Raw genomic sequence first — 16,668 nt, 5'->3', positions numbered from 1 at the left:
CATTACCTTGGTAATCGCCGCGGTCAGTGTCGTTTTACCATGGTCAACGTGACCAATGGTGCCCACGTTTACATGCGGTTTCGTACGTTCAAATTTTTCCTTGGACACGGCGCTTTACCTCTTCAACTCTGTTGAACTCATGACACTTTCTTAATAATGGCATCTGCCACGTTGTTTGGAGCCTCGTTATACTTCGAGAACTCCATCGAATATGTTGCTCGGCCCTGCGTGGCGGATCTTAGATCGGTTGCATATCCGAACATCTCTGCCAGCGGCACTTCAGCGTTCACCTTTTTACCAGCCGGACTGTCCTCCATTCCATGGACCATTCCGCGCCGGCGGTTGAGATCACCTATCACGTCACCCATATTCTCTTCGGGTGTCTCGACCTCAACCTGCATAATCGGCTCTAGCAGCGCTGGATCCGCAGATGCAGCACCGCTCTTGAATCCCATTGAGGCAGCAATCTTAAACGCCATCTCATTGGAATCCACATCGTGGTAGGAGCCGTCATATAGCGTCACCTTGACATCTACCACGGGATATCCCGCTATAACACCGTTAGCCACCTGCTCCTGGATACCCTTATCGATCGCGCCGATAAACTCCTTTGGAACAACACCACCAACAATATCATTTACAAACTCATAACCTGCGCCACGCTCTAGCGGCTCAAGCTTCAGCCAGACATGTCCATACTGTCCACGACCACCCGACTGACGAACAAACTTGCCTTCCGCCTCTACCGGCTTGCGTATCGTTTCACGATAAGCAACCTGCGGCGTACCGACATTCGCATCAACGCTAAATTCGCGCTTCATGCGATCAACGATTATCTCAAGATGTAGCTCGCCCATTCCCGAGATAATTGTCTGCCCAGTCTCTTCGTCCGTATGGACTCGAAAGGATGGATCTTCTTGCGCTAACTTCTGCAGCGCAACCCCCATCTTTTCCTGATCAGGCTTCGTTCTAGGCTCAATTGCAACAGAGATAACCGGCTCCGGAAACTCCATACGCTCAAGCGTAATTACATTACTGATATCACATAGCGTATCGCCAGTAGTGACATCTTTGAGGCCAACAGCGGCGGCAATATCACCTGCCAAGACCTCTTTGATCTCCTCTCGACTATTGGCATGCATCTGCACAATACGTCCGATCCGCTCTTTCTTCCCTTTAACAGGATTAAAGACCGTATCGCCCGAGTTGATCACTCCCGAGTAGACCCGGAAAAAACTCAACGTCCCCACAAAGGGGTCGGTTGCGATCTTAAACGCCAGCGCCGCGAACGGCTCATCATCACTACTCTTGCGACTACCCTGACTCTGCGCAGCATCGTCAAGCAGCCCCGTAATGGGCGGAACATCAGCCGGAGAAGGCATCAGCTCTACGACCGCATCCAGCACCCGCTGGATACCCTTGTTCTTAAACGCCGTACCGCAAAGCGCAGGGACTATTTCGTTACTCAAGGTACGAATGCGAAGCCCCTGACGAATCTCCTCTTCACTCAGTTCGCCGCTGTCGAGATAGCGATCCATCAGCTCTTCTGATGCCTCAGCAGCCGCCTCGACCATCGTCTCGCGCCATTCGGCAGCAAGCCCCTTTAGATCGGCGGGCATCTCTTTCGCCTCGTAGGTGACACCCATATCATCTTCGCTCCAGTAAATTGCCTGGTTACGAATCAGATCGACAACACCCTTAAAATTCTCTTCAGCACCGATATTGAGAACAATCGGCACCGGGTTCGCCTTAAGCCGCTCTTTGATCTGCTCAACAACTCGCAAGAAATCTGCGCCAGAGCGATCCATCTTGTTCACAAACACCAGCCGCGGAACGTGATACTTATTAGCCTGACGCCAAACCGTTTCAGACTGCGGCTGAACACCTCCAACCGCGCAGAACACTGCAACAGCACCATCGAGAACGCGCAATGAGCGCTCTACTTCAATGGTGAAGTCCACGTGCCCCGGAGTATCGATAATGTTGACTCGATGCTCTGGGAACTGCTTATCCATTCCACTCCAGAAGCAGGTTGTTGCTGCCGAGGTTATCGTTATACCTCGCTCCTGCTCCTGCTCCATCCAGTCCATGGTGGCAGCACCATCATGAACCTCTCCAATCTTGTGCGAGACCCCCGTATAGAAGAGAACCCGCTCCGTGGCCGTTGTCTTCCCCGCATCTATGTGCGCCATAATCCCGATATTTCGGTAACGCTCTATTGGGGTCTTGCGGGCCACAGACCTACACTCGCAACCGCTTACCAGCGATAGTGTGCGAACGCCTTATTGGCATCCGCCATACGGTGTACGTCTTCACGCTTTTTGACTGCAGAACCACGGCTTTCAGCTGCATCGGTCATCTCACCAGCGAGACGCATATGCATAGACTTTTCACTACGCTTGCGAGCCGAATCAATCAACCAGCGCATTGCCAGCGCAGTACGACGAACCGGACGAACCTCAACTGGCACCTGATAGGTCGCGCCACCTACACGGCGAGATTTAACCTCAACCATGGGACGGACGTTATCGAGCGCCTTGTTGAGAACCTCCATTGAGTCCTCACCGCTCTTCTCAACCATCAGATCCAACGCTTGATAGACAATCTTCTCAGCGACAGACTTCTTGCCATCTACCATTAGCATATTGACGAACTTAGCAAGCATCTCACTCCCGAACTTGGGATCAGGGAGAACTTCTCGCTTGGCAACTACTTTTCTTCTAGGCATCGTTACTCAACCACTCTATTCGCAGAAATTACGAACTACCCCTTAGGGCGCTTCGCTCCGTACTTCGAGCGTCCTTTACGACGACTCTCCACACCCGAGGTATCCAGCGTTCCTCGAACAGTGTGGTAACGCACACCCGGCAGATCCTTTACACGACCACCGCGAATCAGGATCACAGAGTGCTCCTGAAGATTATGACCCTCACCACCAATATATGAGGTCACCTCATGGCCATTGGTAAGGCGCACACGAGCAACCTTACGCAGCGCTGAATTCGGCTTCTTAGGCGTCGTAGTATAGACACGGGTGCAGACACCACGTCTCTGTGGACACGCTTGAAGTGCAGGTACATTACTCTTCTCGCGCTTACTCTTGCGCGGTTTACGTACCAATTGGTTGATCGTTGCCATCCTTCAAACTCCGGGCTTCATAACAAAAGACAGACCGGCTCAATGACCGACCTGTCGGGAAAAGAGGCGGAATTGTATTCCTGCCCCACATCTCTGTCAAGCCATAATCGAGTCTTACGCCAAGATTTATTACCAATCGATGGCGAATCGACCCAACATGACGACTACTCTTCGCTTTCGACTGCCTTTTCTTCCAGCTCAGAGACCTCATTCGCCAACGCCTCGGCCGCTGCAGACGCGGTCATACCAAACTGCTCCTGACGCTGGCGACGGCGCTCATTATGGAACGCAAGACCGGTACCCGATGGAATCAAGCGACCAACGATAACGTTCTCCTTCAGACCATGGAGATCGTCACGGCTACCGCGCACTGAAGCCTCGGTCAGGACACGCGTGGTCTCCTGGAATGACGCAGCCGAGATAAACGACTCAGTCGCCAGAGAGGCCTTGGTAATACCCAATAGAAGCGGGTCAAACAGTGCGGCATGCTTTCCGCTTGTAACCAGCGCTTCATTCTCTACCGCCAGACGAGCCCGATCGGCCTGCTCGCCCTTCAGATAGCGACTATCGCCAGCTTCTGTGATCTCAACCTTACGCAACATCTGACGAATGATTGTCTCAATGTGCTTGTCATTGATCTTTACACCCTGCAGACGGTAAACATCCTGGATCTCCTTGACCAGGTAGTCAGCCAGCTGAGGAACGCCCAGCAGTCGCAGGATATCGTGTGGATTCGGCTCACCATCAACGATCGTCTCACCACGCTCTACATGCTCACCATCGAACACGTTTACGTGGCGCCACTTAGGAATCAGCTCTTCGTGCTGAATGTTATCCGAATCGGTAATAATCAGACGCTGTTTGCCCTTGGTGTCCTTACCAAAGCTGACGGTACCGGTGTACTCAGCAAGGATGGCAGGCTCTTTCGGCTTGCGCGCCTCGAACAGGTCGGCAACACGCGGCAGACCACCGGTGATATCACGGGTCTTTGAGCTCTCCTGTGGGATACGCGCGATAACGTCACCGACCTTGATTTCGCCACCATCGGTAACGATAACAACCGCGCCGGCAGGCAGAACGTAGGTCGCAGGGATCTCGGTACCAGCCAGATGCAGGTCATTTCCTTCTGCATCGACCAGCTTGACCATTGGGCGCATCTCTTTACCCGCTGTGCCACGCTGCTTAGGATCGGTAATCACCAGGCTTGAGAGACCGGTTACATCATCGACCTTACTCTCAACCGTGACACCATCGGCAAACTCGTGGAACTGTACAAAACCAGCTACCTCGGTCACAACCGGGTGAGTATGAGGATCCCAGCTTGCAACGATCTGTCCTGACTCGATTTCATCATCATCGCCGACGGTCAGGTTGGCACCGTAAGGCACCTTATAACGCTCACGCTCACGACCATGATCATCGATCACAGTCAGCTCACCCGAACGAGATACCGCCACATAGTGACCAGATTCGTGCTTGACCACCTTGATGTTGTGAAGACGAACCTTACCCTTCGCCTTGACCTGAATATTATTAACTGCAGCTGAACGACTCGCCGCACCACCGATGTGGAAGGTACGCATGGTCAGCTGGGTACCCGGCTCACCGATCGACTGAGCCGCAATAACACCGACCGACTCACCCATATTAACCATATGACCTCGAGCGAGGTCGCGGCCATAGCAGGAGGCACAGACGCCGTAGCGACTCTCACAGGTAATCGATGAACGGACCAGCATATGGTCGACACTCATCGCCTCGAGCTTCTCTACCCACGCCTCATCGAGCAGGGTACCCGCAGGGGCAACAACCTCATCACTACCCGGTGCTGTCACATCCTCAGCAACAACACGACCGAGCACACGTTCGTGCAGTGGCTCAACAACGTCACCACCCTCGATCAACGGCGTCATGCTCAGGCCTCGCGTAGTACCGCAATCCTCTTCGGTGACCACCATGTCCTGCGCAACATCTACCAGACGACGGGTCAGGTAACCGGAGTTAGCGGTCTTCAGCGCGGTATCGGCCAGACCCTTACGAGCACCGTGAGTCGAGATGAAGTACTGCAGGACGTTCAGGCCCTCACGGAAGTTCGCAGTAATTGGCGTCTCGATGATCGAACCATCCGGCTTCGCCATCAGGCCACGCATACCAGCCAGCTGACGAATCTGCGCCGCACTACCACGAGCGCCGGAATCAGCCATCATGTAAACAGAGTTAAACGAATCCTGCTTGACCATGTTGCCCTGTGAATCTTCAACATCTTCACTACCGAGCATATCCATCATCGCCTTGGCGACCTGCTCATTGGTATGTGACCAGATATCGACCACCTTGTTATAGCGCTCGCCGTTGGTAACCAGACCCGAAGCGTACTGCTGCTCGATCTCCTTGATCTCAGCCTCGGCTGAGGAGAGGATCTCTGCCTTCTCAGTTGGGATAACCAGATCGTTAACACCAACCGATGAACCAGAACGGGTTGCAAAACGGAAACCGGTATACATCAACTGATCTGCAAAAATAACCGTCTCTTTCAGACCAACCTGGCGATAGCAGACATTGATCAGCTGAGAGATCGCTTTCTTGCTCAATACACGGTTGACCAGATCGTATGACATGCCTGCAGGTAGGATCTCGGAGAGCAGTGCTCGACCAACAGTCGTCTCGGCCAGGCGAACCTTCTCCTCCAGATCACCATCATCATTTGCAACGCTTTCGATAACACGCGCTTTAACACGTGCCTGCAGATGTACCTGACCCGACTCATAGGCGCGATGCACCTCAGCCACGTCACGGAACACCATGCCTTCACCCTTAGCGTTAATTTTCTCACGCGTCATGAAGTAGAGCCCGAGAACCACGTCCTGTGAAGGAACGATAATTGGCTCGCCGTTGGCGGGGCTGAGGATGTTGTTGGTTGACATCATCAAGGTACGCGCTTCGAGCTGAGCCTCGATTGAGAGCGGTACGTGGACCGCCATCTGGTCACCATCGAAGTCGGCGTTAAATGCCGCACAGACCAGCGGATGCAGCTGGATCGCCTTACCCTCGATCAGGACAGGCTCAAAGGCCTGGATACCGAGACGGTGAAGGGTGGGTGCGCGGTTAAGCATGACAGGATGCTCACGGATAACCTCTTCGAGGATATCCCAGACCTCACCACCCTCACGCTCAACCAGCTTCTTTGCTGCCTTGATGGTGGTCGCCAGACCACGCAGCTGCAGCTTGCTGAAGATAAAGGGCTTGAATAGCTCAAGCGCCATCTTCTTAGGCAGACCACACTGATGCAGCTTCAGTGTCGGGCCAACCACGATAACGGAACGTCCAGAGTAGTCGACACGCTTACCGAGCAGGTTCTGACGGAAACGACCCTGCTTACCCTTGATCATGTCGGCCAGTGATTTCAGTGGACGCTTGTTACTACCGGTGATGGCACGACCGCGGCGGCCGTTATCAAGCAGCGCATCAACCGATTCCTGCAGCATGCGCTTCTCATTGCGCACGATGATATCGGGCGCATTGAGCTCAAGCAGACGACGTAGACGGTTGTTACGATTGATCACTCGACGGTAGAGATCGTTTAGATCTGAGGTAGCAAAGCGGCCACCATCGAGCGGCACCAGTGGACGCAGTTCAGGCGGCAGGACTGGCAGCACCGTCAGAATCATCCACTCGGGATTGTTTCCTGACTCGATGAACGACTCAACCAGTTTCAGACGCTTGGTCAGACGTTTAAGTTTTGTCTCAGAACCGGTGGCAAGAATATCCTCGCGTAGCTGGGCAGCTTCGCTCTTCATATCAATACCGCGCAGCAGGCCCAACACCGCCTCAGCACCCATCAGCGCAATAAACTCATCACCGTTCTCTTCAAGCGCTTCGAGGTAAGCCTCGTCGCTAAGCAGCTGTCCACGCTCAAGGGTAGTAAGACCGGGATCAACTACGACGAAAGATTCGAAGTAGAGGACGCGCTCAATGTCACGCAGGGTCATATCGAGTAGCAAACCGATACGCGAGGGCAGTGACTTGAGGTACCAGATGTGGGCGACAGGACTAGCCAGATCGATATGACCCATGCGCTCACGGCGGACCTTGGCCAGTGTCACTTCAACGCCACACTTCTCACAGACAACACCGCGATGCTTGAGGCGCTTGTACTTACCGCACAGGCACTCATAGTCCTTGACCGGGCCAAAGATCTTGGCACAGAACAGACCATCACGCTCCGGCTTAAAGGTACGGTAGTTAATCGTCTCCGGCTTCTTCACCTCACCGAATGACCACGAACGGATCATATCGGGTGATGCGAGTCCAATACGGATGGCATCGAAGTCTTCAACCTGGCCCTGCTGCTTTACGAATTTCAGTAGATCTTTCACGCTACTCTCTCCTGTCGCGCTTCCGGGCTACGATGCAGCCCGGGTACAACATATTTCTCTAGATGCGATAACCGCAGCCGACTAGTCCTGCTCCAGCTCCATATTGATACCGAGGGAGCGAATTTCCTTAACCAGTACATTGAAGGATTCGGGCATGCCCGCCTCCATTCTGTGGTCACCATCAACGATATTTTTGTACATACGAGTACGACCGTTAACATCATCGGACTTGACGGTGAGCATCTCCTGCAGGGTGTAGGCTGCGCCGTAAGCCTCCAGCGCCCAGACCTCCATCTCACCGAAGCGCTGACCACCAAACTGCGCCTTACCACCGAGCGGCTGCTGGGTAACCAGGCTGTATGGACCGGTAGAACGCGCATGCATCTTGTCGTCGACCAGATGGTTCAGCTTGAGCATATACATGTAACCAACCGTGACCGGACGATCAAAGGCGTCACCGGTACGACCATCGTAGAGGGTGTGCTGACCGCTCTCGGGTAGTCCCGCCAGCTCCAGCATGCGCTTGATCTCGACCTCAGCCGCGCCATCGAATACAGGTGTTGCCATCGGCACACCCTTACGCAGATTACCGGCCAGCTCAACGATCTCCTCGTCGCTAAAGCTATCGAGATCTTCCTGCTTACCACTGGTGTTATAGACCTTATCGAGGAACTCACGCATCTCAGCGATTTCTCGCTGGGTATCGAGCATCTGTCCAATGCGCTTACCGACACCCTTGGCCGCCCAGCCGAGGTGGGTCTCAAGAATCTGACCGACGTTCATACGCGAAGGAACGCCCAGCGGGTTGAGTGCAACATCAGCGGTGGTGCCATCTTCGAGGTAAGGCATATCCTCAACCGGAACGATGGTTGAGATAACACCCTTATTACCGTGACGACCCGCCATCTTGTCACCCGGCTGGATGCGACGCTTAACGGCAAGGTAGACCTTAACCATCTTCAGTACGCCTGGTGCGAGGTCATCACCCGCAGTGATCTTGGAGCGTTTCTCGTTGAGCTTGGCGTCGAAATCCTTACGCAGCGACTTGAGCTGATCAGCGATCGCGTCTAGCTGCTCACCACTCTCTTCGTTGCGCAGCTTGATCTCGAACCACTTCTCCTTAGGCAGATCAGCAAGATAGCTCTTGGTGACCTTATCGCCCGCCTTGAGCTTGTTCGGGCCACCATCAGAGAGTTTGCCAAGCAGGATCTTCTCTACACGCTGGTAGGCATCGCCCTCCATAATGCGGAACTGGTCGTTGAGATCCTTCTTGAATCCCTCGAGTTCAGTCTCTTCAATGGAGAGCGCACGTGAATCCTTCTCCACACCATCACGGGTGAAGACCTGCACATCGATAACGGTACCGTCCATACCAGATGGAACGCGCAGTGAGGTGTCCTTAACATCAGACGCCTTCTCACCGAAGATCGCACGCAACAGCTTCTCTTCCGGAGTCAGCTGCGTCTCGCCCTTGGGTGTAACCTTACCGACCAGGATGTCGCCCGGCTTAACCTCAGCACCGATGTAGACGATGCCCGACTCATCCAGCTTGGAGAGTGCGCCCTCACCAACATTCGGGATATCAGCCGAGATCTCTTCAGAACCAAGCTTGGTATCACGAGCCACACAGGTCAGCTCTTCGATATGGATAGTAGTAAAGCGGTCTTCCTGAACAACACGTTCAGAGATGAGGATCGAATCCTCAAAGTTGTAACCGTTCCACGGCATGAACGCGACCAGCATGTTCTGACCCAGCGCTAGCTCACCGAGATCGGTTGAGGGGCCATCGGCCAATACGTCACCGCGCAGAATCTTGTCGCCCGGTTTAACCAGTGGACGCTGATTGATGCAGGTGTTCTGATTTGAACGGGTGTATTTGGTCAGGTTGTAGATATCGACACCCGACTCACCGGCAACGGTCTCTTCATCGCTGGCGCGCACCACGATTCGTGAAGCATCAATCGACTCAATCACACCGCCACGTAGCGCTACCTCGGTTACACCAGAGTCGGTCGCAACGGTACGCTCAACACCGGTACCAACAAGCGGCTTGTCGGCACGCAGAGTTGGCACCGCCTGGCGCTGCATGTTCGATCCCATCAGCGCGCGGTTAGCATCATCGTGCTCAAGGAACGGAATCAGTGCCGCAGCAACAGATACGATCTGCTTTGGCGAGACGTCCATATACTGGACCTGATCTGGGGTGGTCATGGTGAACTCATTCAAATGACGCGCCGAGACCAGCTCATCACTCAACGCACCATTATCATCAAGCGTGGCATTTGCCTGAGCGATAATGAACTGCCCCTCTTCGATAGCAGAAAGGTAGTCGACCTGATCGGTCACCTTGCCATCATCAACCTTACGGTAAGGGGTCTCGAGGAAACCGTAGCTGTTAGTACGTGCATAGACCGCGAGGGTGTTAATCAGGCCGATGTTTGGACCTTCAGGGGTCTCGATTGGGCAGACACGGCCGTAGTGAGTCGGATGCACATCGCGCACCTCAAAGCCGGCACGTTCACGGGTCAGACCGCCCGGACCGAGCGCCGAAACACGACGTTTGTGGGTCACCTCAGAGAGTGGGTTATTCTGATCCATAAACTGAGACAGCTGACTGGATCCGAAGAACTCCTTAATTGCTGCAGCAACAGGCTTGGCGTTGATCAGCTCCTGCGGCATCAGACCTTCGGTCTCTGCCAGACTGAGACGCTCCTTAACCGCACGTTCGACACGCACCAGACCGACGCGGAAGACGTTCTCCGCCATCTCACCTACAGAACGAATACGACGGTTACCGAGATGGTCGATATCATCGACGGTGCCATTACCGTTACGGATGTCGATCAACTCCTTGATGACCTCAATGATGTCCTCTTTAGATAGCTCACCAGAGCCGGTATCTTCGTCACGTCTGAGACGACGATTGAACTTCATCCGACCGACACCTGAGAGGTCGTAACGCTCTGCATTAAAGAAGAGGTTATTAAACAGGGTCTGCGCAGCCTCCTTGGTCGGTGGCTCACCAGGACGCATCATGCGGTAGATCTCAACCTGGGCCTCAAGCTCAGACTGAGTCGCGTCGGTACGCAGGGTAGAGGAGATGTAGGGGCCGTGGTCGAGATCGTTGGTGTAGAGGGTCTGGATGTCGCCGACACCCGCCTGCACCAGACTACCAAACAGCTCCTCGGTGATCTCATCATTGGCCTTACAGATCAGCTCACCAGTCTCCTGGTCAACAACATCATGCGAAATCGCTTTACCAAGAAGGTACTCAGCAGGAACCTCCAGCGAGGTGACACCCGCTTTATCCATCTCACGGATATGACGTGCGGTAATACGGCGACCAGCTTCAACCAGCACCTTACCCTTCACCTTGATATCAAAGGTTGCAGTCTCACCACGCAGACGCTCTGGAACCAGATCAAGGTTTACGCTTTCGCCATCAATATGGAAGGCATTTGTCTCGAAGAACATGTCGAGAATTTCTGGATTGGTAAACCCAAGTGCGCGCAGCAGAATCGTTACTGGCAGCTTGCGACGACGGTCAATACGGACAAACAGTAGATCCTTGGGATCGAATTCAAAGTCGAGCCATGAACCACGGTAAGGGATAACTCGAGCCGAGAAGAGCAGCTTACCTGATGAGTGAGTCTTACCTTTGTCGTGATCGAAGAAAACGCCAGGAGAACGGTGCAGCTGAGAGACGATAACTCGCTCAGTGCCGTTAATAACAAAGGTACCGTTGTCGGTCATCAGAGGTAGCTCACCCATGTAGACCTCTTGCTCCTTGATATCCTTGATGGTCTTCGAACCAGCTGGTGCATCCTTGTCGTAGATAACCAGACGCACACGAACACGCAGAGGAGCAGCAAAGGTCATACCTCGCTGCTGACACTCTTTCACGTCGAATACGGGTTCACCAAGACGATAGCTCACATACTCGAGGTGAGCATTACCCGAGTAGCTGACAATCGGGAATACCGAAGTAAAGGCTGCATGCAGCCCCGCCTCTGTTCGCCCCTGGACCTCTTCACCGGCCTGCAGAAACTTTCGATAAGAATCCAGCTGGGTTGCGAGCAGATAGGGCACTTCCAGAATACTGGGGCGCTTGCCGAAATCCTTGCGAATGCGTTTTTTCTCGGTAAAGCTGTAGGCCATGGTGTTTCCTCGATTCGTCACACTCTGTATTGCATCTCCCGCCAACCTCGTTCGGTTCAGCCAGAGAGCGATATTCTTTAAAGATTGGGTAGTCTCTTACCCCTAACTAACCCGCTTCCACTGCAGATTATTTGCAAACAACAGGAAAAAGGCCGGCGACACAAAGCCGCCAGCCAATACCCGAATCTGCTAAGCGTAAAGCTGCAAGTATCGAATATCGATTACTTGATTTCTACGCTAGCACCAGCCTCTTCGAGCTGGCCCTTAACTTCGTCGGCCTCAGCCTTGTCAACGCCTTCCTTGATTGGAGAAGGAGCGCCTTCAACCAGCTCCTTAGCCTCCTTGAGGCCAAGACCGGTGATACCACGAACAGCCTTGATGACCGATACCTTGTTAGAACCGAAGCTGGTCATAACAACGTCAAACTCGGTCTGCTCTTCAGCAGCGCCACCAGCGTCGCCGCCACCAGCAGGTGCTGCAGCAACTGCTGCCGCTGCGGTTACGCCGAACTTCTCTTCCATAGCGGAGATCAGATCAACGACCTCCATTACGGTCATGTTGGAAATCGCTTCCAGAATATCGTCTTTAGATACTGCCATTTTCTTAACTCCTGATTTTCAGTCACCCTGTGCCGCAAGGCACAGGAAAATACACTTTAAGCAGCCGCCTGAATCAGGCAGCATCCTTCGCATCGCGAACTGCGGCGACCGTACGAACCATCTTGCCAGGCACCTCATTGAGGGTACGAGCAAACTTGTCAAACGGAGCACGCATTACTGCCATCAACATGCTGATAGCCTGATCGCGTGTTGGCATACTTGCCAGACGTGCCAGCTCCGAAGCGGGGAGCATCTGCCCACCGATTGAAACCATCTTGACCACGAGCTTGTCGTGATCCTTGGCAAAGTCCTTAATTACACGCGCCGCAGCACCTGGATCTTCCTGAGAAAATGCCAGAAGCAGCGGGCCAGTCATACCATCCTGCATGCATTCAAAGTCGGTACCGTTAACAGCACGGCGAGCCAAAGTGTTCTTGACTACGCGCAGGTAGACACCGCCATTGCGTGCAGCTGCACGCAACTCGGTCATCTCACCTACCGTTAAACCACGGTACTCGGCCGCGACAGCAGAATGTGCGTCGGCTGCAACCGCCGATACTTCGGCAACTACTGCTTTCTTGTCTTCCAGTCCTAATGCCACTGGATATACCTCCTGCTTGTGGCGCCATCACTGCACACCACGCTTGGCCTTAAGGAGCCGATACTACTGACCCCACCCCACGGTGACCGAAAACCAGGGAAATCCTAGTTGGGAACACCGTCTACGCAGGCTGGAAACCCATTAAGCCTCACATCAACTACTTGCTCGGCACCTACGGTCTTTGACGACCGTCGCAATGAAGCACGACGACCCAAAGTACGTCAAACCCGCCTGAGGGTTGTCCCATCAGGCTGGCTATTTAATTAATTACAATCCGATGCTGGGCTGATCGACAGAGATACCTGGCCCCATGGTGCTGGAGACCGTGATCTTCTTCAGGTAATGACCTTTAGCCGATGAAGGCTTCAGCTTTACAACATCGTTAAGCAGCGCCACCAGATTCTCGCGCAGTGCAGAGACCTCAAAATCGATCTTGCCGATGGTGCAGTGAACGATGCCACCTTTATCTGCACGGAAACGAACCTGACCCGCCTTGGCATTGCGAACCGCACCAGCCACATCTGGGCTCACGGTGCCTACCTTCGGATTAGGCATCAGGCCACGCGGACCAAGAATGGTACCGAGCTGCCCAACCACTCGCATTGCATCAGGTGAAGCGATAACAACATCAAAATCCATGTTGCCACCCTTGATTGACTCGGCGAGATCTTCAAAACCGACGATATCAGCACCGGCCTCTTTGGCCGCATCTGCATTGGCACCCTGTGCGAACACTGCAACACGGACACTCTTACCCGTACCATTTGGCAGCACGGTAGAACCACGTACAACCTGGTCAGACTTACGAGGATCGATACCGAGATTGATAGAGATGTCTACCGACTCTTTAAACTTAACTGTTGAGAGCTCTTTCAGGGCAGCAAGTGCATCGTCGAGCGGATAGACCTTTCCTGCCTCAACCTTCTCGTCGATTGCCTTCTGGCGCTTAGAAATCATAGCCATGATTATTCAACCCCCTCGGTTTCAAGACCCATGCTGCGAGCGGTACCCGCGATGGTGCGTACTGCGGCATCCATATCGGCTGCCGTCAGATCTGGCATCTTGGTGGTCGCGATCTCTTCGAGCTGCGCACGGTTAACCTTGCCGACCTTATTGGTATTAGGAGTACCAGAACCCTTAGGTACACCAGCTGCCTTCTTCAACAGAACTGCAGCAGGCGGGGTTTTGAGGATAAAAGTGAAGCTGCGATCGTTATATACGGTAATAACAACTGGAACAGGAAGACCCTGCTCAAGACTCTGTGTCTGCGCATTAAACGCCTTACAGAAGTCCATAATATTCAGACCGTGCTGACCCAGAGCAGGACCAACGGGTGGACTTGGATTTGCCTGACCAGCAGGCACCTGCAGCTTAATATAAGCCTCTACTTTCTTAGCCATTCTTTACTCCTGTGGGTGCAAACGCCTCGCGGCTCCCCGGTTTACCGCCTGACAGCGGCATTACAAAATCTTTTTCTACTAGCCCTTCTCGACCTGACCAAACTCCAGATCAACCGGTGTAGAGCGACCAAAGATGGATACTGCAACGCGCAGGCGACTCTTCTCGTAGTCGACCTCTTCTACAACACCATTGAAGTCGTTGAATGGACCATCGGTAATACGCACCACTTCGCCCGCCTCGAACAGAACCTTCGGACGCGGCTTTTCTATACCCTCCTGCACTCGCTGCAGAATGGCATCAGCCTCTCGATCAGTTATCGGTGCGGGCTTGTCACTGGTACCGCCGATAAAACCAAGCACCTTTGGCACATCTTTAACCATGTGCCAGGTCTCATCGTCCATATCCATCTGAACCAGAACGTACCCAGGAAAAAACTTGCGCTCACTCTTACGCTGCTGACCCTCACGCATTTCAACCACCTCTTCGGTGGGCACGAGAATTTCGCCAAACTGTTCCTGCAGGCCACTACGACCAACACGCTCCTCGAGGGAACGCTTTACATGATGTTCGAAGCCAGAATAGGCCTGCACCACATACCAACGCATAGCCATGTATTAACCCCCTTGGCTTGTCAGTGATGTAACACCTGACAACAACAACATATCGAGAAGCCAGAGCAGAATACCGACTAGAATGACGACACCGAGAACAACCAGCGTAGTCTGCACCGTCTCATTCCAGCTCGGCCAGACGACTTTGCGAACTTCCATGCGCGCATCACTGAGAAATACCCACGTGTTACGCCCAACATCCGTCTGCAGCGCAATCATCGCCGACACTGCAATCAACGCAAGAAGCGCGAGGACGCGCATCCAAGTCTGCGCGACATCGGCAAAGTAGTAGAACGCCACGACACCACCAACCAGCACACCTAGTGCGGCCAGCAGCTTCAATGTATCGAGCCTGGAGCCCTCCACTTCTACTTTCGCATTCATCTGTTTGAATACTTCCTGACAATTTCTTACCTACAATCTCAACCATCGAAACTGCAGATTATGTATGGCAGGCCAGGAGGGAATCGAACCCCCAACCTGCGGTTTTGGAGACCGCTGCTCTGCCAATTGAGCTACTGGCCTAGATTTACTACCTTCGACTTAGTAAAACTGCAAGAGCGCGAGGCGATAAACACCTCACGCTCTTGCGACTTAAGCCGATTTATTGATGTTACTGCTACAACACCCGCACCTACGGTACGACCACCTTCACGAATCGCGAAGCGCAGACCATCTTCCATCGCAATCGGGGCAATCAGGCTGACCGTCATCTTGACGTTGTCACCCGGCATGACCATTTCGATACCTTCTGGAAGATCACAAGCACCCGTTACATCAGTGGTGCGGAAGTAGAACTGGGGACGATATCCGTTGAAGAATGGAGTGTGTCGACCACCCTCATCCTTGCTCAGCACGTAGACCTCAGCCTCAAATTTGGTGTGCGGGGTAATTGAACCGGGCTTGGCCAGTACCTGACCACGCTCAACCTCTTCACGCTTGGTACCACGCAGCAGTACGCCGACGTTGTCACCCGCCTGACCTTCGTCAAGCAGCTTGCGGAACATCTCAACACCGGTACAGGTGGTCTTGGCGGTGTCCTTGATACCAACAATCTCAAGCTCTTCACCGACCTTGACGATGCCACGCTCGATACGGCCGGTAACTACGGTGCCACGACCGGAGATTGAGAAGACATCCTCAACCGGCATCAGGAAGTCACCATCTACTGCACGCTCAGGCTGTGGGAAGTAGCTGTCCATCGCCTCAACCAGCTTGACGATTGAAGGTGCGCCGATCTCTGTGGTATCACCCTCAAGCGCCTTGAGCGCTGAACCGGTAATAATAGGGGTGTCGTCGCCTGGGAATTCGTAGCTTGAGAGAAGATCGCGGATCTCCATCTCTACCAGCTCCAGCAGCTCTTCATCATCGACCATGTCGGCCTTGTTCATGAAGACAACAATATAAGGTACGCCAACCTGACGCGAGAGCAGGATGTGCTCACGGGTCTGAGGCATTGGGCCATCAGCAGCTGAGCAGACCAGGATCGCGCCATCCATCTGCGCTGCACCGGTGATCATGTTCTTGACGTAGTCAGCATGGCCGGGGCAGTCAACGTGCGCATAGTGGCGGTTGTCTGACTCGTACTCTACGTGTGAGGTGGCGATCGTTATGCCACGTGCCTTCTCTTCAGGAGCGTTATCGATCTCGTCAAACGCCTTGGCCTCACCACCCATCGCCTCTGCCATTACCTTGGTAATCGCCGCGGTCAGTGTCGTTTTACCATGGTCAACGTGACCAATGGTGCCCACGTTTACATGCGGTTTCGTACGTTCAAATTTTTC

At 53.6% G+C, this 16,668-nt stretch carries 12 protein-coding genes, 1 tRNA gene and 1 pseudogene; all 14 read right to left on the bottom strand.

Going from position 1 to position 16,668, the window contains the following annotated elements; all coding sequences use genetic code 11:
• Positions 1-108: GTP-binding protein (locus tag BOW52_RS13800; RefSeq protein ID WP_135622433.1), on the bottom strand; the 108-nt coding region annotated here is incomplete at its 3' end.
• A gap of 29 nt (positions 109-137) precedes the next feature.
• The gene (gene fusA / locus BOW52_RS13795) at positions 138-2,192 is read right to left on the bottom strand and encodes an elongation factor G (protein WP_236725755.1); all 2,055 of its coding nucleotides are present in this window, start codon (positions 2,190-2,192) and stop codon (positions 138-140) included.
• A gap of 65 nt (positions 2,193-2,257) precedes the next feature.
• A complete protein-coding gene (rpsG, locus tag BOW52_RS13790) occupies positions 2,258-2,728 on the bottom strand; it encodes a 30S ribosomal protein S7 (protein WP_078484660.1) in 471 nt (156 codons plus the stop codon).
• A gap of 35 nt (positions 2,729-2,763) precedes the next feature.
• The gene (gene rpsL / locus BOW52_RS13785; RefSeq protein ID WP_078484659.1) at positions 2,764-3,138 is read right to left on the bottom strand and encodes a 30S ribosomal protein S12; all 375 of its coding nucleotides are present in this window, start codon (positions 3,136-3,138) and stop codon (positions 2,764-2,766) included.
• 164 nt (positions 3,139-3,302) lie between these two features.
• The gene (gene rpoC / locus BOW52_RS13780) at positions 3,303-7,514 is read right to left on the bottom strand and encodes a DNA-directed RNA polymerase subunit beta' (protein ID WP_078484658.1); all 4,212 of its coding nucleotides are present in this window, start codon (positions 7,512-7,514) and stop codon (positions 3,303-3,305) included.
• Between the two features lie 81 nt (positions 7,515-7,595).
• Positions 7,596-11,672, bottom strand: coding sequence for a DNA-directed RNA polymerase subunit beta (gene rpoB / locus BOW52_RS13775; RefSeq protein ID WP_078484657.1), 4,077 nt, complete (start codon positions 11,670-11,672; stop codon positions 7,596-7,598).
• Between the two features lie 221 nt (positions 11,673-11,893).
• Complete coding sequence (gene rplL / locus BOW52_RS13770) at positions 11,894-12,271, bottom strand: 50S ribosomal protein L7/L12 (protein ID WP_078484656.1); 378 nt, start codon at positions 12,269-12,271, stop codon at positions 11,894-11,896.
• A 73-nt stretch (positions 12,272-12,344) separates the two neighbouring features.
• Complete coding sequence (gene rplJ / locus BOW52_RS13765) at positions 12,345-12,872, bottom strand: 50S ribosomal protein L10 (RefSeq protein WP_078484655.1); 528 nt, start codon at positions 12,870-12,872, stop codon at positions 12,345-12,347.
• Positions 12,873-13,139: 267 nt separating this feature from the next.
• Positions 13,140-13,835: a 50S ribosomal protein L1 gene (rplA, locus tag BOW52_RS13760; RefSeq protein WP_078484654.1), complete on the bottom strand. Its 696-nt coding sequence runs from the start codon at positions 13,833-13,835 to the stop codon at positions 13,140-13,142.
• 2 nt (positions 13,836-13,837) lie between these two features.
• Positions 13,838-14,272, bottom strand: coding sequence for a 50S ribosomal protein L11 (gene rplK / locus BOW52_RS13755; protein ID WP_078484653.1), 435 nt, complete (start codon positions 14,270-14,272; stop codon positions 13,838-13,840).
• A 78-nt stretch (positions 14,273-14,350) separates the two neighbouring features.
• A complete protein-coding gene (gene nusG, locus BOW52_RS13750; protein ID WP_078484652.1) occupies positions 14,351-14,884 on the bottom strand; it encodes a transcription termination/antitermination protein NusG in 534 nt (177 codons plus the stop codon).
• Positions 14,885-14,887: 3 nt separating this feature from the next.
• Positions 14,888-15,268, bottom strand: coding sequence for a preprotein translocase subunit SecE (gene secE, locus BOW52_RS13745; protein WP_078484651.1), 381 nt, complete (start codon positions 15,266-15,268; stop codon positions 14,888-14,890).
• A gap of 65 nt (positions 15,269-15,333) precedes the next feature.
• Positions 15,334-15,409: transfer RNA gene (locus tag BOW52_RS13740), tRNA-Trp, on the bottom strand.
• Between the two features lie 92 nt (positions 15,410-15,501).
• Positions 15,502-16,668: pseudogene (gene tuf, locus BOW52_RS13735) on the bottom strand (elongation factor Tu); the annotation flags it as partial.

Origin of the sequence: Solemya pervernicosa gill symbiont, assembly GCF_002020875.1 — a bacterium.
GTDB lineage: Bacteria > Pseudomonadota > Gammaproteobacteria.
This window is presented reverse-complemented; position numbering and strand designations above follow the sequence as displayed.